General features: G+C 68.2%; 29 protein-coding genes and 1 tRNA gene. 14 read left to right on the top strand and 16 right to left on the bottom strand.

Features of this window, described 5'->3' with window-relative positions; translation table 11 throughout:
• Positions 1-98 precede the first annotated feature (98 nt).
• From ABZS29_RS03750 to ABZS29_RS03730, 5 genes are all read left to right on the top strand, one after another.
• A complete protein-coding gene (locus tag ABZS29_RS03750; protein WP_355458243.1) occupies positions 99-926 on the top strand; it encodes an SAM-dependent methyltransferase in 828 nt (275 codons plus the stop codon).
• Between the two features lie 174 nt (positions 927-1,100).
• Positions 1,101-1,874 carry a hypothetical protein gene (locus ABZS29_RS03745; protein WP_355458241.1) on the top strand — a complete coding sequence of 258 codons (774 nt, stop codon included), beginning with the start codon at positions 1,101-1,103 and terminating at the stop codon, positions 1,872-1,874.
• Complete coding sequence (locus tag ABZS29_RS03740; RefSeq protein ID WP_355458239.1) at positions 1,871-2,242, top strand: YciI family protein; 372 nt, start codon at positions 1,871-1,873, stop codon at positions 2,240-2,242. Before ABZS29_RS03745 ends, ABZS29_RS03740 begins: the two co-directional genes overlap by 4 nt.
• 103 nt (positions 2,243-2,345) lie before the next feature.
• Positions 2,346-2,927, top strand: a complete 582-nt coding sequence (locus ABZS29_RS03735; protein WP_355458237.1) for an adenylate kinase — start codon at positions 2,346-2,348, stop codon at positions 2,925-2,927.
• Positions 2,928-3,004: 77 nt separating this feature from the next.
• Positions 3,005-4,015: a biotin/lipoate A/B protein ligase family protein gene (locus tag ABZS29_RS03730; RefSeq protein WP_355458235.1), complete on the top strand. Its 1,011-nt coding sequence runs from the start codon at positions 3,005-3,007 to the stop codon at positions 4,013-4,015.
• Here ABZS29_RS03730 and ABZS29_RS03725 read toward each other — a convergent pair whose 3' ends face one another.
• From ABZS29_RS03725 to ABZS29_RS03705, 5 genes are all read right to left on the bottom strand, one after another.
• Positions 4,016-4,645 carry a dihydrofolate reductase family protein gene (locus tag ABZS29_RS03725; RefSeq protein ID WP_355458233.1) on the bottom strand — a complete coding sequence of 210 codons (630 nt, stop codon included), beginning with the start codon at positions 4,643-4,645 and terminating at the stop codon, positions 4,016-4,018.
• 67 nt (positions 4,646-4,712) lie between these two features.
• A complete protein-coding gene (locus ABZS29_RS03720; protein WP_355458231.1) occupies positions 4,713-5,210 on the bottom strand; it encodes a DUF1707 domain-containing protein in 498 nt (165 codons plus the stop codon).
• Positions 5,207-5,875: a PadR family transcriptional regulator gene (locus ABZS29_RS03715; protein WP_355458229.1), complete on the bottom strand. Its 669-nt coding sequence runs from the start codon at positions 5,873-5,875 to the stop codon at positions 5,207-5,209. The genes ABZS29_RS03720 and ABZS29_RS03715 overlap by 4 nt, the downstream gene beginning before the upstream one ends.
• A 130-nt stretch (positions 5,876-6,005) precedes the next feature.
• Positions 6,006-6,728: a DUF2993 domain-containing protein gene (locus ABZS29_RS03710; RefSeq protein WP_355458227.1), complete on the bottom strand. Its 723-nt coding sequence runs from the start codon at positions 6,726-6,728 to the stop codon at positions 6,006-6,008.
• A 57-nt stretch (positions 6,729-6,785) separates the two neighbouring features.
• Positions 6,786-7,727: an NAD-dependent epimerase/dehydratase family protein gene (locus ABZS29_RS03705; RefSeq protein WP_355458225.1), complete on the bottom strand. Its 942-nt coding sequence runs from the start codon at positions 7,725-7,727 to the stop codon at positions 6,786-6,788.
• Between the two features lie 79 nt (positions 7,728-7,806).
• Here ABZS29_RS03705 and ABZS29_RS03700 point away from each other — a divergent pair, with 79 nt between their 5' ends.
• Positions 7,807-8,835, top strand: coding sequence for a hypothetical protein (locus ABZS29_RS03700; RefSeq protein WP_355458223.1), 1,029 nt, complete (start codon positions 7,807-7,809; stop codon positions 8,833-8,835).
• Here ABZS29_RS03700 and ABZS29_RS03695 read toward each other — a convergent pair whose 3' ends face one another.
• The 3 genes from ABZS29_RS03695 to smpB form a co-directional block, all read right to left on the bottom strand.
• Entirely contained in the window at positions 8,836-9,105 is a 270-nt protein-coding gene (locus ABZS29_RS03695) for a hypothetical protein (protein WP_355458221.1), read from the bottom strand.
• Positions 9,098-9,565, bottom strand: a complete 468-nt coding sequence (locus tag ABZS29_RS03690; protein WP_355458219.1) for a DUF5994 family protein — start codon at positions 9,563-9,565, stop codon at positions 9,098-9,100. The genes ABZS29_RS03695 and ABZS29_RS03690 overlap by 8 nt, the downstream gene beginning before the upstream one ends.
• Positions 9,566-9,728: 163 nt before the next feature.
• Entirely contained in the window at positions 9,729-10,208 is a 480-nt protein-coding gene (gene smpB, locus ABZS29_RS03685; protein ID WP_355458217.1) for an SsrA-binding protein SmpB, read from the bottom strand.
• A 90-nt stretch (positions 10,209-10,298) separates the two neighbouring features.
• On the opposite strand from smpB, the gene ABZS29_RS03680 reads away from it, so the two are divergent.
• The 3 genes from ABZS29_RS03680 (at position 10,299) to ABZS29_RS03670 (ending at position 11,970) form a co-directional block, all read left to right on the top strand.
• A complete protein-coding gene (locus ABZS29_RS03680; RefSeq protein WP_355458215.1) occupies positions 10,299-10,625 on the top strand; it encodes a hypothetical protein in 327 nt (108 codons plus the stop codon).
• A gap of 103 nt (positions 10,626-10,728) precedes the next feature.
• Positions 10,729-11,208 (top strand): hypothetical protein, encoded by a 480-nt coding sequence (locus ABZS29_RS03675; RefSeq protein ID WP_355458213.1) that lies wholly within the window; start codon positions 10,729-10,731, stop codon positions 11,206-11,208.
• Positions 11,209-11,298: 90 nt separating this feature from the next.
• Positions 11,299-11,970 (top strand): GAF and ANTAR domain-containing protein, encoded by a 672-nt coding sequence (locus tag ABZS29_RS03670; protein WP_355458211.1) that lies wholly within the window; start codon positions 11,299-11,301, stop codon positions 11,968-11,970.
• Positions 11,971-11,990: 20 nt separating this feature from the next.
• On the opposite strand, the gene ABZS29_RS03665 is transcribed toward ABZS29_RS03670, so the two are convergent.
• Positions 11,991-13,004 carry a sigma-70 family RNA polymerase sigma factor gene (locus ABZS29_RS03665; RefSeq protein WP_355458209.1) on the bottom strand — a complete coding sequence of 338 codons (1,014 nt, stop codon included), beginning with the start codon at positions 13,002-13,004 and terminating at the stop codon, positions 11,991-11,993.
• 145 nt (positions 13,005-13,149) lie between these two features.
• Here ABZS29_RS03665 and ABZS29_RS03660 point away from each other — a divergent pair, with 145 nt between their 5' ends.
• Positions 13,150-13,857 (top strand): SDR family NAD(P)-dependent oxidoreductase, encoded by a 708-nt coding sequence (locus ABZS29_RS03660; protein ID WP_355458207.1) that lies wholly within the window; start codon positions 13,150-13,152, stop codon positions 13,855-13,857.
• 79 nt (positions 13,858-13,936) lie between these two features.
• Here ABZS29_RS03660 and ABZS29_RS03655 read toward each other — a convergent pair whose 3' ends face one another.
• The gene (locus ABZS29_RS03655; protein ID WP_355458205.1) at positions 13,937-15,688 is read right to left on the bottom strand and encodes a M4 family metallopeptidase; all 1,752 of its coding nucleotides are present in this window, start codon (positions 15,686-15,688) and stop codon (positions 13,937-13,939) included.
• Between the two features lie 193 nt (positions 15,689-15,881).
• Here ABZS29_RS03655 and ABZS29_RS03650 point away from each other — a divergent pair, with 193 nt between their 5' ends.
• Complete coding sequence (locus ABZS29_RS03650) at positions 15,882-16,859, top strand: LysR family transcriptional regulator (RefSeq protein WP_355458203.1); 978 nt, start codon at positions 15,882-15,884, stop codon at positions 16,857-16,859.
• A 65-nt stretch (positions 16,860-16,924) separates the two neighbouring features.
• Here ABZS29_RS03650 and ABZS29_RS03645 read toward each other — a convergent pair.
• From ABZS29_RS03645 to ABZS29_RS03625, 5 genes are all read right to left on the bottom strand, one after another.
• Positions 16,925-16,997, bottom strand: a tRNA-Arg gene (locus ABZS29_RS03645).
• A gap of 24 nt (positions 16,998-17,021) precedes the next feature.
• Positions 17,022-18,323, bottom strand: coding sequence for a S1 family peptidase (locus tag ABZS29_RS03640; protein ID WP_355458202.1), 1,302 nt, complete (start codon positions 18,321-18,323; stop codon positions 17,022-17,024).
• Positions 18,324-18,415: 92 nt separating this feature from the next.
• Entirely contained in the window at positions 18,416-19,027 is a 612-nt protein-coding gene (locus ABZS29_RS03635; protein ID WP_355458200.1) for an META domain-containing protein, read from the bottom strand.
• The gene (locus ABZS29_RS03630; protein WP_355458198.1) at positions 19,024-19,518 is read right to left on the bottom strand and encodes a SigE family RNA polymerase sigma factor; all 495 of its coding nucleotides are present in this window, start codon (positions 19,516-19,518) and stop codon (positions 19,024-19,026) included. The genes ABZS29_RS03635 and ABZS29_RS03630 overlap by 4 nt, the downstream gene beginning before the upstream one ends.
• Before the next feature lie 217 nt (positions 19,519-19,735).
• Entirely contained in the window at positions 19,736-20,335 is a 600-nt protein-coding gene (locus tag ABZS29_RS03625; protein WP_355458196.1) for a hypothetical protein, read from the bottom strand.
• A gap of 175 nt (positions 20,336-20,510) precedes the next feature.
• Here ABZS29_RS03625 and ABZS29_RS03620 point away from each other — a divergent pair, with 175 nt between their 5' ends.
• From ABZS29_RS03620 to ABZS29_RS03610, 3 genes are read left to right on the top strand one after another with little or no spacing between them, the layout of a single operon-like run.
• Positions 20,511-21,200 (top strand): hypothetical protein, encoded by a 690-nt coding sequence (locus tag ABZS29_RS03620; RefSeq protein ID WP_355458194.1) that lies wholly within the window; start codon positions 20,511-20,513, stop codon positions 21,198-21,200.
• 9 nt (positions 21,201-21,209) lie between these two features.
• The gene (locus ABZS29_RS03615) at positions 21,210-21,350 is read left to right on the top strand and encodes a hypothetical protein (RefSeq protein WP_355458192.1); all 141 of its coding nucleotides are present in this window, start codon (positions 21,210-21,212) and stop codon (positions 21,348-21,350) included.
• Positions 21,347-21,970: a hypothetical protein gene (locus ABZS29_RS03610; protein WP_355458190.1), complete on the top strand. Its 624-nt coding sequence runs from the start codon at positions 21,347-21,349 to the stop codon at positions 21,968-21,970. Before ABZS29_RS03615 ends, ABZS29_RS03610 begins: the two co-directional genes overlap by 4 nt.
• Here ABZS29_RS03610 and mscL read toward each other — a convergent pair.
• Positions 21,967-22,368 (bottom strand): large conductance mechanosensitive channel protein MscL, encoded by a 402-nt coding sequence (mscL, locus tag ABZS29_RS03605; RefSeq protein ID WP_355458188.1) that lies wholly within the window; start codon positions 22,366-22,368, stop codon positions 21,967-21,969. The two genes, ABZS29_RS03610 and mscL, sit on opposite strands and share 4 nt — an antisense overlap.
• Between the last annotated feature and the right edge of the window lie 70 nt (positions 22,369-22,438).

Below are 22,438 nucleotides of genomic sequence, written 5' to 3'. Positions count from 1 at the left end.
GAGTTCCGTGACGCGCCCCGTTTTCGGGGCCGTGGCAGGTGCGGGGTAGCCTTCCGGCACGTTGGCTTTTCGGATGGTGGAGCGGGGTGGTCGAGACGATGCCGGAGGGTAGCGTCACGCGCCGGGTCGGGCCCGAGCTCGACCTGAACCGCCCGTCCGACGCCCGCATCTACGACCTGATGCTGGGCGGCAAGAACAACTTCGAGATCGATCGTCAGTTCTTCGCCGAGCTGCTCAAGCTCGCCCCGGAGATCCCGCAGCTGGCCGCTGAGAACCGCCGCTGGATCGCGGCCGCGATCGGCCGGATGGCCGCGGCCGGCGTTCGCCAGTTCATCGATCTCGGCTGTGGGCTGCCGTCCGATCACAACCTGCACGAGGCGGTCCTGGCCGCCGATCCGTCCGGCCGCACGGTGTACGTCGACAACGACGTGACCGCGATCTCGCACGGTCAGGCCCTGCTCGCGGATGACCGCACCACGTTCTTCGCCGCCGCCGACCTGCTCGACCCGGCAATGGTTCTCGAGCATCCGACCGTGGTCGACGCGATCGACCGCGACCGCCCGGTCGGACTGGTCTTCGGCCTGGTGCTGCACACACTGCCCGGCAACGATCAGCTGCGCGGGCTCCTCGACGACTACCTGGCGCCGTTCCCGACTGGTTCGTTCGTGGCGATCACGCATCCGATGAACCCCAACGACGGCAGCCGGCTCGCCTCGTTCGCCACCTCGATCGAGGACAAGTTCCGCGAGTACTTCCCACGCCTGCGCTTCCGCACGCACGACGAGCTCGCCGAATCCCTGGCGGGGCTCGAACTGCTCGACCCCGGCCTGACCGACCTGGCTCGCTGGTGGCCGGCCGACCAGCAGGCGCTGAATCCCACCGGCGCCGCCCGCCTCATCCTCGGAGCTCTCGCGCGCAAGCGCTAAATCGCTGGTGCGGCCGTCGGCAGCGACCGATGATGGCCTACATGTTTCGGTTCGCTTGAGGTTGAGGTCGCGTGTGACGAATCCGGGTTCTCCGGATCGAATCTGCTCGACCCGGTAGCACCGGTCATCACGCATGCCTCCGTCGACCTGACAATTGCCGAGGCGAGCGAGCTTATGAGCGGCATCCGATCCCGGACCGCGCCGGAGTACAAGTCGAATCGGCTCCTGCGGCCCGAGCAACGGCCGGTGCTCAAGCGATTCCTGGCCGAGCTCTCCGGGCGGGCGCACGTTCACGTCATCGACAAGACCTCGTACGTGGCCACTCGGGTGCTCGAGCTGTTCACCGGCGAACCGTCGTACGGCGATGGGACGCGCCTCGGGCGCGATTTTGCAGCGAGTGTCGACGCATTGGTGTCCCGGACAGACTTCCTGGCGTCGTTTCTGGTGCTGACGCGGACGAAGCGGCTACGGCTGCTCGACCACGGAGCGATCGACCGGTTCTTCGCGCTGCTTCCGGCGGAGCTGTCGATTTCGCGGCGCCGGGTCGAGGAGACCTTGCTGCGATTGATCGAGGACGATCCGGCGATTCCGCCGCCGCTCGAACCGTTGGTTCCAGCGCTGGCCGAGACCGCGCTGTTCTGGAGTGGCGGGCGGCGGTCGGTCGCAGTCGTGCACGACGAGCAGAGTGCGTTGACCCCGGGACGCGTGAGCCGATTGGCCGACTATCTCGCGGAAGCCGTCGTACCGGCTCCGCCGCCGCTGACCGGAGTGCGGCAGGTGGATTCGCGCCTGGATCCGCGGGTGCAGGCGGCGGATCTGCTGGCCGGGGTGGCGCGGCGCGCGGCCGAGGTGCCCGGGCTTGAAGAAATTCTTCGCGCAGAATGTCGAGGGCTGATCGGCGGTGCCGACGTCGCGGGTACAGAGCCGAAAACCAGGAGGATGTCGTGAAGTACGTAATTCTGATCCACTCCAACCCGCAGCCGTGGGGTCACCCGACCATCGACTTCACCGAGGTCGGCCGATCGATCCCGGCCGACGAACGGGCGGCGATGGGCAAGGAGTTCGAGCAGTTGCTGACCGATCTGTCGGAGTCCGGTGAGCTGATCTCCGGGCAGGCGCTCGGCCCCGCCGACGGTGCGAAGCTGGTCCGGACCGGCCTGAACGGCCGGGTCACCACCGACGGCCCGTACGCCGAGGCGAAGGAGCACCTGGCCGGCTTCTTCCTGATCGACGTGGCCTCCCAGGAGCGCGCCGAGGAGATCGCCGAGCAGTTCGGCGGCCCGGGCGACACCATCGAGCTGCGCTCCACGATGTGATTTATTCCCTGCCGGCACCGGACCGGACGTGACGTACGCCGTACCGCAACGCGCCTGACTCCCTTAATCTAGGGAAACTTACCGAGAGTCAGGAGGCGACGCAGTGACGACTGTCGTCCTGATGGGCCCGCCCGGTGCCGGCAAGGGCACGCATGCGGGGACGCTGGCCAGCGAGGTCGCCGTCCCGGCGATCTCCACCGGCGACATCTTCCGTGCCCACGTTGCCGCCGGCAGCGAGCTCGGCCGCACCGCACAGCAGTACGTCGACTCCGGAGCGTATGTGCCGGACGAGGTGACCAACGCGATGGTCCGCGAGCGCCTCGCCGAGGAGGACGCCCGCTCCGGCTTCCTGCTCGACGGCTACCCGCGCACGCTCGACCAGGCCGCCGTACTGGATGATCTGCTGGCTACGCAGGGTCGCGAACTGACCGCGGTCATCGTGCTCCAGGTCGACCGCGAGTCCCTGGTTCAGCGTCTCCTCCGCCGCGCCGAGCTCCAAGGCCGCTCCGATGACTCCGAAGACGTCATCCGCCGCCGCCTCGAGATCTATGCCGAGCAGACCGTCCCGCTCGTCACCCTGTACGGCGGCCGCAACCTCGTGCACGAGATCGACGGCAACGGCGATATCGAGGACGTCCGCCGCCGCATCCTCGAAGTCACCTACACCTTCACTCCTGCCGGCTGACCCGGAACAAGCCGCTCGCACCGCGGGTTGTGCTGGGTATGCATGGTGAGTACAAGGTTCCGGGTGGGAAGTTGGTCGTGGCGGATCTGGATGTGGTCGGGGACCACGTCCGGGCAGCGCAGGTGAGTGGGGACTTCTTCCTGGAGCCTGATGATGCGCTCGAGCGGATCAACGGTGCTTTGGCCGGGCTGCCGGTGGTGACGCCTGCGGCTCAGGTAGCTGCTCGCGTCCGCGGGGTGCTCGGCGACGGTGTGGAGATGGTGGGTTTCTCACCGGAGGCCGTAGCCGTTGCGGTACGGCGGGCGCTCACGGGCGCGACCGGGTGGCACGACCACCAGTGGCAGTTCGTGCACGACGTACCGCGCGAGCCGGCGTTGCAGATGGCGCTGGACGAGGTGCTGACCGAGCAAGTGGGGTCGGGGGAGCGGCCGCCCACGCTGCGCGTGTGGGAGTGGGACCGCAACGCCGTCATCATCGGCAGCTTCCAGTCGCTGCGCAACGAGGTCGATCTCGACGGCGCCGCGCAGCACGACGTGACCGTCGTACGGCGGATCTCCGGCGGCGGCGCGATGTTCGTCGAGCCGGGGAACACGATCACGTACTCGCTCTACGTGCCCGAATCACTCGTCTCCGGACTCTCGTTCGTCGAGTCGTACGCGTTCCTCGACGACTGGGTGATCGGCGCCCTCAACGACCTCGGGATCGCGGCGACGTACCAGCCGATCAACGACATCACCTCGCCCGCCGGCAAGATCGCGGGCGCCGCGCAGAAGCGGTTCGCGGGCGGCGCCGTACTGCATCACGTGACGATGGCCTATGACATGGACGCGACCAAGATGCTGCAGGTACTGCGGATCGGTCGCGAGAAGCTGTCCGACAAGGGCACGACCAGCGCCAACAAGCGGGTCGATCCGCTGCGCAGCCAGACCGGTCTCGAGCGCCGCGCGGTGATCGACCGGATGGTCGCGTCCTTCGGCAATCGCTACGGTCTCGCCGAGGGCACGATCGACGCGGACACGATTGCCCGCGCCGAGGCCTTGGTGGCAACGAAGTTCGGCACCGAAGAGTGGCTCAACCGGGTCCAGTGATCACGCCCGGCGCAGCTTGACCAGCGTCGCCTTCGGCACGCCGACCATCGACTCGACGGTGAACTCCGCCATGGCGTCACCGATGTCGTCGAACGGCCGCTCGCCGGCACCGGTGAAGACCGGCGCGATGAACATGTCGACCTCGTCGATCAGTCCGGCCCGGAGGTACTGCCGGACGGTCGACGCGCCGCCGGCGATCACCACGTCCTTGCCGTCGGCAACCTCACGCGCCCGCTCCAGCACGACCTCGATCGGGTCGCTGGTGAAGTGGAACGTCGTACCGCCTTCCATCTTCAGCGACGGCCGCGCGTGGTGGGTAAGGACGAAGGTGTCGTGGTGGTAGGGCGGGTTCTCGCCCCACCAGCCGCGCCAGGACTCATCCGCCCACTCGCCGCGCTCGGGTCCGAACATGTTGCGGCCCATGATGGTGGCGCCGACGCCGTCCTTGAACCGGTCCAGCTGTTCGACCGCCGGGTCGGTCAGGCCCTTCTCCCGGGCCGCCATCGCGAGCTCCATCCACTCGTGCAGCTCGCCGGCCCGGTCGCCGAACGGCGCGTCCAGGCGCTGGTTCGCACCGGATCCGTAGCCGTCCAGGCTGACCGTGAAGTTCGCAACCCGTACCTTGCTCATGACTGGCTCCTTCCGAGGGATTCCTGCTTAACACCCCTCGGTCGGAGCGGTCACGAGCACTTTGACATCAGCTGGAAAAACTTCTTCCCGGACCTCGGTAGTGCCGCCGGCGGCGGTGGAGGCTGCTGAAGATCGCCACCCAGAACACGCCCCACAACAGCCAGGGCGCGGTCAGCGTCACCGCGGTGACGACCAGGCCGACCATCAGGACCGGTGCCAGCATCAGCAACGGCGGCGGCATCATCATCTGCTGCGGCCGGACCGTCCGCTGCAGTTCGCCGGGCTGCGGCAGATCTTCGAAGAGCGGTTCCAGCTCGTCGGCGTACCGGGCTCGGGTCGCCGTCTCGCTCCGCTCCTCGAACTCGTCCTGGGTCAGCCGCCCGGCCACGAAGTGCTCACCGAGCAGCTCCACCGCGCGGTCCCGCTCCGCGTCGCCGATCCGGACCGTACGGCGGCCGGCCCGGGCGCCGGGGGAGTCCCGGTCCTGCCGTCCCGACCGCACCGATCGCAGCGGCCGCTGGCGGCCGTCGTACCAGTCCGGGCCCTGCCATTGCGGCGTGCTCATGGGCGGTCTTGCTCGTCGTCCGTGCGGTCGTCGGCGAGGATGCCGTAGAGCTTGCGCCGCAGCTCGGCGACCGCGTCCTTCGCCTGAGCCTGCTGCTCCGGCGTGCCGGTGGAGATGATCTGCCACATCGCCGTGGCGACCTGGCCGAGCATCGGCTTCAGCCCGCCGTCGTCGCTGTCGGTGGGCGCGCTCATCGCCTCCCAGGGCGCTGCGACCTCGTCGGCGTGCTCGGCGACGTACGCGCGGCCCTCGTCGGTCAGGGTGAACGTCCGCCGCCCGGTCGCGGCGTCGGCCGTCACCAGGCCCTCGTCCTCGAGCTGCTGCAGGGTCGGGTAGATCGAGCCGGGGCTCGGCTTCCACCCGCCACCGCTGCGCTCGGCGATCTCCTGGATGATCTGGTAGCCGTTCATCGGCTGCTCGGCCAGCACCGCGAGGATCGCGGCCCGGACGTCGCCACGCCGCGCCTTCGGCCCGCGCGGACCCTGCGCCCAGGGCGGGCCGAACGGCGGTGCGCCGAACATGCCGAACCCTTGATGATGACCGCGGTGCCCGCGCCGGCCGCTCATCGCGGTGTGCAGGTCGCGTTTGAGATTCTCGAAGAAGTCGTCACAGTTGCGCTCCGCGCGGGCCCAGGGCCAGCCGGCCGCGTACGCCGATCCTGTCATTCCGATCCACCGTCCTTCAGTTCCGATACGTCGACGATATATCGCGAACGATCGGTACCCAACCCCTCGGAAGGACGAAAAACACCCATCGAACCCTTAGGGGTCCGATGGGTGCTGGGGCAGTGCTGGGTCAGGTGGTCAGCTTCAGGTTCGCCGCCGTCGCGATCAGGACGACGGAGCCGCCCTCGACCGCGACCTCCTTGAGCTTGGCGTCGTACGGGAGCTTCGGCAGCGAGATCCCGCGGGCGAGCCGGGACTTCAGCAGTTCGCGTGCGGGGGCCGGGATGTTGTCCGAGATCTGGTCGACGGCCAGCGAGACCCGGCCGTTCTTCGCGGTGGGCGTGACGGCGACATCGACCGCGAACTCACCCAGCGACAGCTTCGCCCGCAGCTTGCCGTCGATCGCGTCCAGTTTCAGCCCGGTGAGCCCGGTCCCGCGGGCGGCGAGCTTCGCGACCTCGGCCGGGGAGAGCGACAGCCGGATGTCGGTGTTGTCGACGGTGACCGCCGCACCATTGCCGCCGGTCATCACGGCTCGCGGCACGTGCACCCCGGTCATCTTCACCTCGAGGTTCTCGCCGGGCACCTCGGAGAAGGTCGGCTTCGTCATCGTCATCGTGACCGACGAGAACTCCTCCCGCGCCACCTGCGGCAGGAACCCGAACCCGCCGATGTCGACGGACGTGTCCTGGGCAGTCAGGTCGTAGCGCGCCGCCTGCTGCTCGGCCATCGTGGCCAGCCGGTTCTCCGCCGCCCACGCGGCTGCCCGGTCGGCTGCCACCAGCAGCACGCCGAGCACGATCACCGTGACCACCAGCCGCCGCACCCAGCGACGTGGTTTCCTCGAACTCATCCCAGCCCTTCCGGCTTCGGTGTCCCCGTCGAACCCGCACAGCTTAGGTGGCCGTACCTAATGCCTGACGCCGGGCGCGGCCGATCGGTTCGAGCCGACCGCGATCATCTCCGCGACGGCATCCGCGATCTTGGCGGGTTTGATGCCGAAGGCAACCATTGCGGCTGCGCTGTCGAGGATGAACGGCTGACGCCATTGGTACTGCGTCTCGACCGAGGCGCGAGCGGTCGCGTTAACCAGCCCGGCCAGCCGCAGTGCGAACTCGGGCATCGTCGAGATCCTGGCCGGCGCGGTACCGGCCAGCTCTGCGGTGAGGGTTGCGAGTGCGCGTAGGGACATCGGTTCCGGGCTCGGTACATGCCAGGCGCGACCCCATGCGGTCTCGTCCTCGGCCACAGCGATCAGCGTGCGCGCGACATCGCCGACGTACGTCCAGCTGTGGAGTGCATCGAGGTCGGCAGGTACCGACGCCGCCTTGTTTTTAAGGATCTTCGGCAGGACGAGCACACTGTACGGCGAGATCGCGCCGACCCCGAGGTAGTCCGAACCGCGGACCTCGGCGGTGCGGATCCGGCCGGCCTCGTGAGCCGTGAGCGCGTCGATCCAGACCTGCTTTCGGACTTCGCCTTTGACGGAGTTCGGGCGCAACGGCAGGTCCTCGCGGATCGGGCCGTCCACTTCGCCGTACGCGTAGAGGTTCCCGGTGGTCACCAGCACGGCCTTGCTCAGCTCGGCCGCTCGCACCAGCCCCGCGCCCAGCGGCGGCCAGTCGGTCGCCCAGCGGGGGTAGGGCGGGCCCGCGCACGAGTAGATGGTCGCGGCGCCTTCGGCGAGGCGTGCCAGTTCGTCGCCGTTCGTTGCATCGGCCGCCACACCTTCGACGCCTTCTGGAGCGCCGCCACGCCTACTGATGAGCCGCACGCGATCACCGCGCTGCACGAGCAGCCGTGCGACCGCCGTACCGACTGGACCTGCTCCGACAACCACCTGCAACGTCATGGCGCCAACCTACTGTGAGCTGTTGTGGTGCAGGTGATCACCGTGCGTCAATTGGGCTCCGCCGGCTGTGAGGACCTTCATGGACAGCTTGATTCTGCAGACCGTCATCGGACTCGTCTTCGCGTTCCTTGCCTTCTCGGCGCTGATCTCGGTGCTGACCGAGGCGGTCGCGCGGTACATCGGGCTGCGTGGTGAATACCTGCTGCGCGGGATTCGATCGCTGGTCGACGGCAAGAGCGATTTCGCGCTGCGGCTGCCCGATCTGGTGCGCCGTACGTCGCAGGAGCCTGCTGTGAAACCAGGTGAGCCGGCACAGCCGATGGTGACGCAGATCGTCGAGCAGCCGATGGTCTCGCGCTCGGCCGACAAGGGCGCGGCACCGGCGAACGCGGGTAATGCGAAGTTGAGTGCCAAGGACCGGCGGAGCCTGCCGTCCTACGTCTCCGGGCGGTCGTTCGCCCGGGCGCTGATCGGCGTACTGGTGCCGGACTCCACCGGTACGACGACGATCGACCAGGTGCGGGCGCGAGTCGATGCTCTTGAAGCCGGCAACCCGCTCAAGCAACCGCTGCTCGGTCTACTCGCCGAGGCGGGTTCAGATGTGGCGAAGTTCCGCACCGGCGTCGAGGAGTGGTACGACGACCACATGGCGCGCGTGTCCGGCTGGTACAAGCGGCACGTCCGCTGGATCTCGCTGGGCCTCGCGTCGATCGTGGTCGTGCTCTTCAACGTGAACGTCATCGAGCTGACCCGCTCGCTCTACACCGACGAGGCGCTCCGTGGCGCCGTGATCGCTCAAGCCACCGTCAAGTCCAACTGCTCCGGCACACCTGCGGAGTGCCTGAACGACGTCCGTCAGCAGATCCGCGACGCCCGCGCCTCCGGACTGCCGATCGGTTGGGGCGTGACCGCCACCTGCTCGCTGCCGGACTCCTCGTGCAACTGGGTGGAGCGTCACGGCATGGCCAGCGTGAGCAGCTTCCTGCTCACGCTGCTCGGCTGGCTTCTGATGGCTCTCGCTACTCTGCCTGGCGCCCGGTTCTGGTTCGACGCCTTGTCTCGTTTGGGCACACTGCGCTCCAGCGGGCCCAAACCGCGTGCAGTCTGACTACGGCAGGGCGCGGCGCAGCCGGAGCTCGTCACGGATCACCGGCGGCACCGGCAGCCCGTACCGCTCCAGGGCCTCTTCGTAGGCGACCAGCGCTGTCATCAGCCGGTCACCGTTGCTGCGGACGCCACCACCCGGCGGTCGCGCGCCACGGCCGAGCCGCTCGGCGACCCGCGCCGACACCACGGCGGCGTACAGGTGGGACAGGTCGTGGTCCGCGTTCGACCGCCGGGAAGCGTCACCCAGTTCGGCGCCGCGCAGCTCACTCACCGTTGGCTGCCTCGATCCCGGAGAGGATGAACTGCGCGGGTACGTCGTTGTCGTCGGCACTGGCCTGGGCCATCGCCTGCTCGGCGACATCCTCCGGCGTACCGGGCGGGATGGTCAGCAGGTCGAGTCGCCAGCCGTAGGAATCGCGCATGGCGATCAGCAGGTTGAGCGGCTGGGTCGTGAAGTACCCGACCGTCACCACGCGACCGTTCACCGTCAGTCGTGCCGGATGCGCACTCCACGACGGCCGGTGCAGCAGCAAGCGGGTGACGATCCCGTCGCCGAGCTCGTCCAGCGCCAGGATCAGACCGGGCAGCTCCGTCACCGGGTCGTCCGACCGCGGCCACCAGGCGCCGTGCAGCGGCAGGTCTTTGTTCGCCGCCTCCCGCAGCCGCACTCGCGGCGTCGTCGGCTCCTGCTCGAACCCTGCCACTCGCGACATCGACTGATTCCCGCTCACGACGCGGACCTGGACTCGAACCGAACCTTCATGGCACATCCCTCGGGCTGGCCGGCGCAACCGGCACCTCGAGGTGGATGTCGTCGACTCCGGATACCCCCACCTTACGCCCTGCGCCCCACCCGTACTCCCGCGACCGCGTGCCCGCCGGGGCCCACGAGGGTCAGTCCGGGCGGCCCTTCAGTCGGCGGTGGAGGGCGCGCTCGGTCTCGCGAGTCGCCTCGCGCTCGGCGAGAGCATGGCGCTTGTCCCACGTCTTCTTACCGCGCGCCAGGGCGATCTCGACCTTGGCGCGACCGTCCTTGAAATACAGGCGGGTCGGCACGATCGTCAGCCCGCTCTCGTTGACCTTCCGATCGATCTTGTCGATCTCGGCCCGGTGCAGCAGCAGCTTCCGCTTGCGCCGCGAACCGCCCTCGAACCAGCGCGCCTGCGAGTACTGCGGAATGTGCACGCCGTGCAGCCAGATCTCCCCGTCCTCGACCTGCGCGAAGCCGCCGACCAACGAAGCCCGCCCGGCCCGGAGCCCCTTGACCTCCATGCCCTGCAAGACGATCCCGGCCTCCCACGACTCACCCAACTCGTACTCGTGGGCCGCCTTGCGGTTGCGCGCGATCACAGGATCGGTCTCCGGCTTCTTCACACGATGATTCTGCCCCGAATGCTGATTTGGTTCCTCTTGTTACGGTGGGTGATTCCCTCCTAGCCGACAATGACTGAAGGGTTCTCCCTCATGGGCATCTTCGACTCGCTCAAGGACAAGGCCACCGAGCTTCTCGCCGGCGCCACCGACAAGGTCACCGAAGCCACCGGCATCGACCTCTCCGGCGCGACCGACAAAATCGCCGAGACCACCGGTGTCGACGTCAGCGGCGTCGCCGACCAGGCCACCCAAGCCGGCGAAGGCCTGACCGACGCCGCCCAAGGCCACGCCGACGCCTTCCAGGACCAGGCCAACGCCTTCGGCGACCAGGTCACCGGAGCCACCGGCGTCGACCTCCCCACCGAAGGCCTCACCGACCAAGCGACCGACAAGTTCAACGAGGCCACCGGCCGCTGACCGGACCGCTTCTTTCTGGAGTATCTCGACCCGGATACTCGACTTATGGTGGGATGACCTCCTCGAAGGGCCGCGCCCGCCGGCCCCTGGGTGAGGAGTTTCGATGCGTCGCACCGCTTCCGTGATCGCGGTCCTGGCGGCCCTCTTCGGAGGGTCGCTGGTCACCGCCCCGACCGCTGCCGCCGCCTACACACGCGAGTGGGATTCCGCCACCTCGGACAACTGGGTGAACGGCAAGGCCTGGTGCATGTGGCGCGTCCCCGACACCCCCGCCGTCGGCTGCTGGTTCCCCCAGGAAGACGACCTCCAGATCGCCGACCTGGCCAGCGACGGCAAACGAGTCGGCCTCCAATGGAAGACCGACTACGGCCGCTTCGGCGTCTGCGTCCAGTCCCACGGCGCCGACAGCTACATGGACGGCGGCGCCCTGCAAGTAGGCAACTACTCCTGCCACGACATCAACATCGCCGAAGACCACACCATCACCTTCCGCGTCGGCACCTGCGACGGCAGCAAAGTCGACTGCGGCGTCCTCGCCAACTGGGGCCAGTGGTCAGCCTGGTCAGAACCCAAACCCACCTGATCCACCTCCGGTGGGGAGCGAGGATCGGAAAGTGGGTACCGGGGCCTGATCAGAATCAGGTTTGCGCCTTGCCCGCGGAGGAGTCTGTAGATGCCCGATCAAGCTGGTGACTTCGGTGAGTTGGCGATGGAGCTGCACAACCGCACCGACGTCCTGGACACGGTCGAAGGGGTCCTGCAGTTCGCGGTCGAAATCCTGCGCTACGACCATGCCTCGGTGCTGCTCATGCAGCGTCAACGCGCTCGCACCTTCGCCGCGACCGATGAGCTGATCACCACTGCGGACCAACTCCAGGTCGAACTCGGGGAGGGGCCCAGTTTGCAGGCCATCACCGAACACGACGACGTACTGGTCGAAGACACCGTCACCGACACCCGCTGGCCGAAGTGGGCGCCGACCGCCGCTGCCAATGGAATCCGCAGCGCGCTGGCGATCCGGCTGTTCACGGGGCACGCCACCCGTGGCGTGCTGAACCTGGTCTCCGCGGAGCCTTTCGTCTTCAACGACGGCGACCGCGAGGCGGCACACCTCCTCGCCCTGCACGCCTCGATCGCGATCTGCTCGGCTCAGGTCGAGGCCAACCTGAACGTGGCCGTCGACTCGCGCAAGGAAGTCGGCGAGGCGGTAGGCCGCTTACGAGAGCGCTACGGCCTCAGCGCCGTGCAGGCTTTCGGCGTACTGCGTCGCTACTCCCAGAACGGCAATATCCGGCTACGAGACGTCGCCCGCCACGTCGTCGACACCGGCATCCTCCCCGATTAGCCCCAGTCCCTCTCGCTCAACTAGCCGCCGGGAAGCGAGCGAGGGAGACCGAACCAGGGCAGGACGCTGTTGTCGAAACGGGTCACGGCGGAGATCCGGTCCCCGGCAAGAGTGAGGACGACAAGCCCGATCCCGTGCCGGATGCCGTCCGTGGGTGCGCGGAGGTAGGTGCCGAAGGCCGGCTGGCCGTTGGCGCGCGTGGGGACCAAGTGGTACTCGCGGTTGGCGCTTATGAGCGCGGTGTAGAACCCGGCGACGGCGTCGCGGCCGAGGTATTCGAGCGGCATCGGTGGCATCGAGACCCGAACGTCGTCGGTGAGCAGGGCAACCAGGCCATCGATGTCACCGGCCTCATACGCGCGGGCGAACTTCGCGACCAGTGCCTGTTCGGCCGGTGAGGCGAGCGTCGGCGATGAAGCGGGGGTTCCGTCCGGCGGGATGCGCCGTTGCAGCGTGGCGCGTGCCCGTTTGAGGGCGCTGGTGACTGATTCGACCGACGAGTCGAGGATCTCGGCGACCTCGGCGGCTGGGTAGCCGAGCACCTCGCGCAGGATCAGCACGGCCCGCTGGCGGGCAGGCAAGATCTGCAGCGCGGTAACGAAGGCCAGCGAGATGGACTCCGTCTGCACGTAGCGTGCTTCCGGGCCGGGCGACGTCGCGATCGCACCGTCGAGGAGCGCGTCGGGGTACGGCTCGAGCCAGACGATTTCGCTGTGCCGGGTCGGCTCCGGCGGTTCGATCTCGGGCACGTCCCACTCCTTTGCCGGGCGGCGACCGGCGGAGCGAATCGCGTTGAGGCACTGATTGGTGGCGATCCGGTACAGCCAGGTGCGGATCGAGGACCGTTCCTCGAACCGATCGAGCCCGCGCCACGCGGCCAGCAGCGTGTCCTGCAGAACGTCCTCGGCGTCCTGGAACGAGCCGAGCATCCGGTAGCAGTGCATGTGCAGCTCCCGGCGATGGAGCTCTGTCAGTTGCCGGAACGCCTCGTCATCCCCGTCCTGCGCCCTCGCGATCAGCTCGCTCGTCAGCACGTGTCATCACCTCGCTTGCTCGCCAGTCTTCCTCAGTTCTGGCACCGGCCGAGCCGAAAACTGGGCGCACCGCGCGCGCCCAGTTTCTCGACGTTGTGCTGTCTCCACTCTCGACAGTTTCGATTCCACCTCACCCGGAGAACACATGACATTCGCGGACAAGACGATCCTGGTAACCGGAGCCGGCCGCGGCCTCGGCAAGGCGCTGGTCGACGAGGCGCTGAGCCGAGGCGCCAAACGGGTCTACGCCGGCACCCGACAGCCCTTGACCCACCCGGATGAGCGCGTCACGCCGCTAACCCTCGACGTAACCGACGCCGTACAGATCGCCGCTGCTGCAGAAACGGTTGGATCACTCGACATCCTGATCAACAACGCAGGCATCTACGGCTATGAAGAGGTGGCCGATCGAGCCGCCCTGGAGCGGCAGCTCGACGTCAACCTGTTCGGCCCGTACGCCGTCATCCAGGCACTCTTGCCTCGACTCGTCGAGTCGCAGGGCGCCATCGTCAACGTGCTGTCGCTCGCAGCCGTGGCGGCGCTGCCGATCAGTCCGGCGTACTCGATCTCGAAGGCAGCGGCGTTCTCGTTGACGCAGTCCCTGCGTGCCACGCTCGCCGGTCACGGCGTGGACGTCCACGCCGTGCTGCCCGGCCCCGTGGACACCGACATGGTGCGCGACCTCGACATCCCGAAGACCTCGCCGCAGTCGGTAGCTCGGGCCATCTTCGACGGGCTGGCCAAGGGAGAAGAAGAGATTTTCCCCGATCCCTTCTCACAGTCGCTTGCCGACAGCTGGAACACCGGTGCGGTCAAGGCCCTCGAGCGCCAGAACGCGGGGCTCGTCCCATGAGCACGAGTTTCTGCTGCATCCACAGGGAAGGGGCGCCCCCGCGATGCGGGAGCGCCCCTGGGAGCCGCTGATCTGTGGCTCAGCGGTTGGCGGCGGTGACGTTGACTGCGGCCCAGGCCTTGTTGACCGTCTGGTACTCGATGCTGGTCGCACCGTAGAGATCGGATGCGGCCTGGAGCGTGGCGACGCGGGCGTCGAGGAAGTCGGTCGTGGAGACCATGTACCGGGTCAGGGCCCGGTAGAAGATCGCCGTGGCCTTGGTGCGGCCGATGCCGGCGACGACCGAGCCGTTGTAGGTCGGTGAGTAGTAGTTGACGCCACCGATCGTCTTGGCGCCACTGCCTTCGGCGAGCAAATAGTAGGCGTGTGAGGAGATGCCGGAACCGGCGTGTACCTCGGTGTCGTAGGCGGCCTTCGACCAGTAGTCGACGGTGCCTTCGAGCCTGTCGAGCGAGGGCCGGTCCAGGCGGCGCAGGAACTTCTGCGCCAGACCGAGCTGCTCGCCGATCAGGTAGTTCGGCGGGATGTTCGGGTTGTTGGTCGCGAACTCGGCGGCGGAGCCGAAGATGTCCGCGAGCGATTCGTTGAGCGCGCCCGGCTCCCCGAACTGGTTGCCGTGTGCATCGACCCGGGTCGGCTCCAGGGCGGCGGTGGCGGCGACGACGCCGTGGCTGAGCTCGTGGCCCGTCACGTCGAACACGACCAGCGGCTTCGTGAACGTCGCGCCATCACCGTCGCCGTACAGCATGCAGTCGCAGTCCGGGTCCCAGTACGCGTTGCCGACGTTCTGGCCGAAGTGGACGAGCGCGTGCGCGCCGGCGCCGTCGTTCTTGATGCCGTTGCGGCCGAAGGTGTTCTGGTAGAAGTCGAAGGTCTTCGCGATGCCGTACTGGGCGTCCACCGCGGGCTTGGTGACATCGTTGAGCCCCCACTTGTTGGTGGTGGAGCTGAAGCTGCTGCCCGCGGTGAAGTCGTTCTTGACGGTGTTGCGAGCGGTGCGGGTCTGGGTGTTACCGCGGGTCGGGTCCTTCAGCAAGTACGACGTCGCCGCCGTCTGGACGGTGTTGAGCGGGACGACACCGGCGAACAGCGACGTACCGGAACCGACCGCGGGTGCCGGGTAGGTGACCGCTGCCAGTGGAGCGGCCGCGGAACCGAGCTTGCGCAGCTTGTCCTGGACCAGCGGCGTGATGAACGAGTCGGTCACAGCGGCATTGCTGATCAGAGCACCGGTGCGAGCGTTGATCAGGACCTCGCGGTCCGGGGACTCCTTGCTGCTGCTGTCCAGGACCCGTACCTGGTAGGCGAGGGTGACGCCCGATGCACCAGTCTTGAGGACGAGCTTCGCGCCGCCTGCGGTGCCCTTGGCCGCATCCGCCGCCTTCTGCTTGGCCTGGGCGACGGTCAGCTTCGGGTCCACGGCGCCGGCCTTGAGGTCCTGCTGGCGATAGGCGCGGGTCACACCGGCCCAACCGGACCTGGCGTCGAGGTGGACGACGAGGTCGCCTCCCAGGACCAACAGCCCTTTGTGGGTCCGGGTGAAGCGCACGTGCTGCTTACCGTCGGGGTCGACCAGCGCGTCAACGGCCGTGAGCTTGTCGTCCTTGCCCAGCCCCGTCGCCGCAGCGTGCGCGAACGCCGCCTTCGTCGCCGCGGTGATGACGCTCTGCGCAGCCTCGACTGTCTGCTTGGCCGGTGCCGAGTTGCTGAGTGGGCGGCCGGCGGGGGCAGCCTGAGTGGCTAGTGCGCTGCCTGCGGTGGTGGCGCTCAAGGCTGCTACAGCAGCAGCCGCAATGGCCATGGAGAGCCGGTGTTTGCGGGGTACGGGCATGACGGTTCCTCACTAGGCGGGCGGGGCGTTCGGCCATCGAACTGCCCATTGGGGGCGTATGCGCCGGTGACTCGGCGGCAGCGCGTTTCAGTTCGAGATGGCCGGGACTTGAACGGCCACGAATCTGTGTGAGAAGAGATTTGCACGGCCGCGTACCGGTAGAGACATCTCAAGGGGGTATAGCCTGCCGCCTATGGAGCTGGAACTCCGCCACCTGCGCGTGATCTGCCGGGTGGCCGAAACAGGCAGCATCTCCAAAGCGGCAGCGTCGCTGCAGGTGTCCCAGCCGTCGCTGACCGCGCAGGTACGCCGGATCGAGGCGCTCATCGGCGGAGAGCTGTTCCAGCGCGACATTCGCGGCGTGACCGCCACACCCCTGGGCCAGCACGTCGTCGGCCGCGCCCGGGCACTCCTGGCCGACCTGGACGACCTGATCAACACCAGCTCCAAGTATCTGTCCGCGGCGAGCCCGCTGCGGCTCGGGTCGGTGAGCACCGTGACCTTCGCCAGCTGGCTGTCGCGGCTCGAGCAGGAACTGACCGGGCGCGAGATCCGGACCCAGGTCGACACGTCCGTCGGACTGTTAACCGACTTGCTCGCCGCTGACGTGCTCGATATCGCCATGCTCCTGCTCGTCGGCGAGGCCTACGCCCCGCCCTGCCCACCTGGCGTTCAGGAACAGAAGATGGTGGACCCCGAGCCGGCCCTGATCCTGCTGGCCGCAGATCACCGTCTGGCCGGCCAGACGCAAGTGAAATTGGCCGAGCTCGCCGAGGAGACCTGGATAGCGCCTCCCGAAGGCCGACGAGATGGCGCGACCGCCGCCCAGCGAGCGGCCTGCGAGGCGGCCGGCTTCACCCCGAACTTCCGGTACGGCGAACTCGGCGAGAACGAGGTCATGCAACTGATCGTCGCCGGCCGCGGCATCGCGACCTGCGCACCGACCATCGACCCGCCACGAGGCACCGTCGTCATCCCGTTGGCCGACCATGGGCTGGAGTTACGCCGAGTCCTCCGCTGGCGACCCGAACGAGTCCCACCCGAGGTCGTGGCCACGGTCCACACCGCCTTCACCGACGCCTACCGTGAAATCCTCGCCACCCGTACCCCGAACTACCCCTGGTGGGAGTCCACTCCCAACGCCCACCCGGCCATCCACGACCCGCTCTGAACGGGCCCGAGGAACCACTGCCGTGCAACCACCACCCGCGGTCTGTGACCTGCGAGTTGGTCGGGTGCCCCCAGCAGGATTCGAACCTGCGACGCACGGTTTAGGAAACCGACGCTCTATCCCCTGAGCTATGGGGGCGCACGGGGGTCAGCTTAGCGGAGGTCAGTTGGTGAGGGCTCGGACGCCTAGGTGGCCGGAGATGGAGGCGTAGCGCTCGGCGTAGAGGGTGGTGCAGCGGGAGGAGGCGCAGCCGGCGCCGGCGAAGACTATGCCGCGGATGGTGGCGGTGGTGGAGGTGGGGCGGCTGTAGAGGGGGCCGCCGGAGTCGCCGCCGATGATGGCGATCTGGCCGCCGCGGGTGGCGCGGATGACGTAGGTGGTGCAGCCGTCGATGTCGCAGTACTTGGCGGAGGTGGAGCGGACGGTGAGGCCGCAGAGTGAGGTGCTGAAGCTGCCGGACTGGCAGACGACGGTGCCTACGCCGGGGTCGGCGCCGCCGGTGACTGTGCGCTTGGCGGCGGAGTCGCCGGGGCCGTCGGTCCAGATGCGGGGGCCGTAGCTGCTGCCGGTGAGCAGGGACTGGTCGTAGTCGGGGTAGTTGGTGCGGACCGCGGTGGTGCCGTAGAAGTTGGTGCCGGACTGCCAGGTGGTGCCGACGCCGCCGCAGTGGCCGGCGGTGACCGAGCCGCGCTTGCCGTCGGAACGCCGTACGACGGAGAAGCCGGCGGAGCAGTTCTTCGAGCTGGACGAGATGCGGGCGCCGCCCCAGTGGCCGCCCTTCGGGGTGTCACTGAGGCGCGAGGTGCGCTCGAGACCACCAGCAATTGCCTGTACGCCGCTCAGTCCGCGCAAGCCGGCCGCGGATTCAGGGGAGGTGCTGGCCTCGTCGTACTCGACGAGGATGTTCTCGGTGACCGGGTCGAGGTCGGCGCCGAACGTTGTGTGCTTGGCGTCGTCGGACCAGGCGCGGGCGCCGACGGTGTTCCAGGCGTCGGCGATGGCCTTGGCGGAGCGACAGCTGTGCTCGAGGCCGACCAGCTGCTTGCCGGCGGCGGGCACGTTCTTGGCGAGGGCGGCCTGGTACTTCTTCTGGTCCAGGACCGTGCTGTCGACCACGACCTTGTAGCCGGTCGATGCGGAACCGATCACGCCGATGACGCCTTGGCTCAGGCCGAACGGCAGGCCGGACTTCGGTCGGCCGGTGGCGTCGAGCGGCTCCAGCGAGCGGACGGCGATCCCGAGGCCCTCACCCATGGTCTCGCCGAGCGGGCGCGGGTCCTTCGTCGAGGTCGGCTGGGAGAGCCGTTTCGCCGCGGCGGCGCTGATGCTCGGGCCGGCGTGGGAACAGGCCGCCGAGGCGACTGCTGCCGCTGGGGGACGCCCCGCCGCAGTGGAGGTGAGGCCGACTGCGAGGAGTGACACCGAGCCAAGGGCCAGCAACGGGACAGTGGCTGAGAGTCGCACAAGGCTCCTTCATCGGTGGACGACCTCGGTCAATCGTCCGCGCAGAGACTCCGCCCAGTCAATAGGTGATCACTGTCCGCAAGCAAATTTGACTACCCTGCGCGAGCGTATCGCGCAAGCTCCTTGCCGTCCGCGGCCGCGAACGTGAGCGTGTCCTCGCTGACCTCGATCCGCTTGGCGGACTGTAAGACACCGGTGTGCGGAACGTTGTCGCAACCGATCAGGTGCTGAGGGCCGATCTTCGCGGCGAACTCACCGCGCTGGCCGATCGTGAACGTGCCCTGCAGCCCGTTGCAGCCGTCCGAACCGGACCAGGTGCCGTCAGCCTTGAAGACCAGGACCGGATCGTCCGGCCGGGCCGACTTCAGCGACTTCATGCCGGTGATCTGGACTGCTCGCCAGGTGCCGGCCAAGGTCTTGGTCGAGAGCGGCTGGACCGCGGCCGTCGCCGGGGCTGTGCTCTGGGGGGCTCCGCCGGCGGCAACCGGTGGCTGCTCCGAGGTGTTGCCGCCGGTGAGAGCAAAGCCGGCGACGGCGACCGCGGCCACCGCGACCGCTGCCGCCCCGGAGATCACCCAGGTACGGCGGCGGGCCTGCTGCGCGTCGGTCGCTGCCCGGTCGGACAGACCGGTCACCGGCGGCACCGAGGCCGCGGCGCGGTCCAGCGTCCCGCGTAGGTCATCCTCGAGATCGGAGTTGCTCACGACAACCTCTCATCAACACGGTTGGACTGCCTGGTCTTGCGAAGGGTGGCCAGCCCGCGGCTGGCCGTCGCCCGGACGGAGGACGGTTTGATGCCGAGCAGCTCGGCGATCGTGCGGTCGTCCAGGTCCTGGTAGTAGCGCAGCACCAGAACGACCCTCTCCCGCGCGGACAACTCCTGCAGTGCGTGCCAGAGGTCGTCGGAATTCACGATGCCGGCGGCCGGATCCGGCACCGTGTGCTGCGGATCGACATCGGCCGTCGGAGCTTCGGTGAACGATCGCCGCCGCGTCATCGCCAGGTACTCGTTGATCAGGATCCGCCGCACGTAGTGGTGCGGATCGTTGGCCTTGCGCACCTTGCGCCAGGACCGGAAGGCCTGCATCAGCGCGATCTGGGCCAGGTCCTCGGCTCGCTGGTAATCGCCGGAGACGGTGAAACCGAGCCGCACCAGTTCCTGCCCGCGCGCGGACACGTACTCCTCGAACTCCACTCGCCACTCCCCGGCTGGGCGTACAACACCTCACATCTATTAGATGCATCGAGATGTCCAAAGCGCTGCACAGCTGCTGCGCTGGTTGCCACACAGTCTGATCTCACCGGGCTGAACTCTCGGCGGAGAACACCGAGCGGTCCAGACCGGCGTGAACCGGTCTGGACCGCGGTGCGACCCGGTCCGGACGGCTTCGGGGGGCGCGTCCGGCGCAGGGTCAGCGCAGGCCGAGCGACTTGATCAGCTCGGGGGTCGCCTGACGCGGTGCGGGAAGAGCGCCGGGCTTGCCCTGGCCCTCCAGCGTGGTCGCGACGAGGCGGCGGCAGCCGAAGGACTCCACCGTGTAGGAGAGCACTCCGCGGTCGTTGTCGGTGAACCGCAGCACCCAGGTCGGTCCGAGCTCCTTGGTGCAGAAACCCGGCTTCTTCGCGACCGTCGGCGCTGCGTTCACGAGCGCGAACAGCTGCGTCGCGTTGGCCGCGTTGCGCTTCGTCGTCACGTTCGCGTAGGTCGCCCCGGTGGCAGCGGCGTCGTACTGGCAGATCGTCACGGAGACCGGCTGGAACAGGGACTTGGCCGGGCCGGTGCCCCAGGTGACCTTGTCCGTGGCGGCCTTGACCGACGCGATGGTGTCCGGGCAGTCCATGCTCGGAGTGCTGCTGGGAGTGCTCGGAGTCGGCGTGCTGGTGGTCGGGGTGGGGGTGGGCTGGGCGGCGGGCGGGGACGAGGCGTTCTCGGAACCGCAGGCGGCGGTCATCCCGAGAATGGCCACGACAAACGTCGCACCGATCAGGCCCCGTGTCCGTAATGCGCTCACGACTGGGTCCTTCCGGTTGGCAAGGCCACCCATGATGCTCGACCGGAGTCTCATAGCGGGCGCCAAAACATCACGGCGGCGCGTCGTTCCGGTCACGCCCGCCGATCGTCGAGCAACCGACGCCGACCTGTAACGCGCACGCGCTGTACGCCTTTCCCGACTACGATGCTGTGCCGTGGCCCGCAACGACAGAGCCGGAACGGCGCAGCGCGAACGCGACGAGTGGCAGCTCGGTATCGACTGGGCGCGCTGGCTGCTGTCCGGGAATCACCCGCAGCCGTTGATGATCTACGGTCTCGTCCTCGAGCCGGGTGAGGTCGCCTACGTGAACACGCCGGCGCACTACGCCCGGCTGTACCGGGGGAGCGGCCGCTACACGACCAGCGGCGGCTTCATCATCGGTCACCCGGCGCTCGTGGTCGGCGCGCTGGCGGCCAACGCTGCCGTCAACGCGAGCCGCAAGGCCGCGGCCAAGCGCAACACCGAGCTGATGTGGCGAGACCTGCAAGAGGTCCCGACGGTCGCGACCAACTACCGGATCCTGTGTCAGCTACCGGGGCGTGGCTGGTTGAGCTTCTACTACAACTCGGTGCAGGAGTTCTATCCCGATCCGGCGAACTGGCGGATCACCTTCGGCTTCCAGAACGCCGAACCGCTGCAGCTCGGCGGTCTCGCCATCCCGACGCTGTCCGTACTGACCGCCTGGTCGGTGCTCGGGAGCGACCGCTGGCACGGCGAACCGGGCATCCAGCCGTTGCTCCAGGCCGCTACCGCCCCGCAGGTCGACCCGTACGCCGTCCAGGGTGAGGTGGTCGCCGAGCAGCCCCGTGAGCTCGGCACCGGCGAGCCCCCGCCGACTAGGTAACCTGGAACCATGACGACCCCCTACGAGGACGACGAGCCGGTGCTGCCCGACCAGACCCGCGACGACGACCCGCGGAGCTGGGGCGAAGGCGACTCCTCCGGCGACGATGACGAGCGCATCCTGCGCGAGGTCCCCCCGCACCACGGATGAGCAGTACGGTTCTGCTCGTCCATGGAGGCCTGTGGGAGCCCATGGACGCCGAAGCCTTCTGGGGTGCGCCGGGTATCACCGCGGCGCTCACAGCGGTCGGCCTGACCGTTGTGGCCCCGGACCGTCCGAAGCGTCCGAGCGATTGGGCGGTTGAGGTCGAAGTGCTTGGTGAACACCTGGCCGACTCCACCGAGCCGGTCACGATCATCGGTGCATCCAACGGATGCACAGCAGCTGCTCGGCTTGCCTTGATCTATCCCGCTCTGGTTGATCGGCTGCTGCTCGCGTGGCCCGCGACCGCCGGTGACGCCGCGGTCGACACGCTCACGCTGGCCGGTCTTCTGGGGCGTGGTTGCAGGGTCGACGACGCCAATCGGCTACTTGCCGGCGACACTCTTCGCGGTACGACGGATGCCGAGCTGGCCGGCCTCGGCCGGGTGCCGGTAGCTGTTCTTCCGTCGTTGCTCGAGAACCCGGTGCATCAGCGCCGTACGGTCGATGCCCTGCTGAAGGTGATTCCGGGAAGCCGGGAGGTGGCCGGTTACCCGGAACCACCGCGGCCCGACTTCCCGCCGTACCTGGATCAGTTCGTGCGGACGATCGTGGAGTTCGTGGACTAGGAGCGCTCGCGCAGGAAGTCCCGGATCTCGGTCAGCAGCTGCTGGTCGGTGGTCAGCGGGTCCGGCTCCGGCTCCTGACCGCGGGCGCGGCGCTCGGCCAGCTTGTTCAGCGGCATGACGATAACGAAGTAGATCGCCGCCGCGACGAACAGGAAGTTGAGAACCGCCTGCAGGATCAGGCCGATCGAGAACTCTGACCTGTTGATGGTGAACGACAGCACGCCGGAGATGTCCGGCTTGCCGAAGATCGCCGCGATCAGTGGGTTGATCAGTCCGTCGACGATTGCCTTGACGACCAGAGCGAACGCTCCGCCGATGACGACCGCGACCGCGAGGTCGACCACGTTGCCGCGCATGATGAATTCTTTGAAGCCCTTGAGCATGAGCACTGCCTCCACGAAGCGGATGTTGTACTCGGGTCAACGTAGGACTGTGCCGCGCGTCACGCGAGGGCCCGCGCCGGAGCGA

The sequence above is a fragment of the Kribbella sp. NPDC005582 genome, assembly GCF_040605415.1.
Lineage (GTDB): Bacteria > Actinomycetota > Actinomycetes > Propionibacteriales > Kribbellaceae > Kribbella.
The sequence above is the reverse complement of the archived record's forward strand: the minus strand, read 5'-3'. Positions and strand labels throughout refer to the sequence as shown.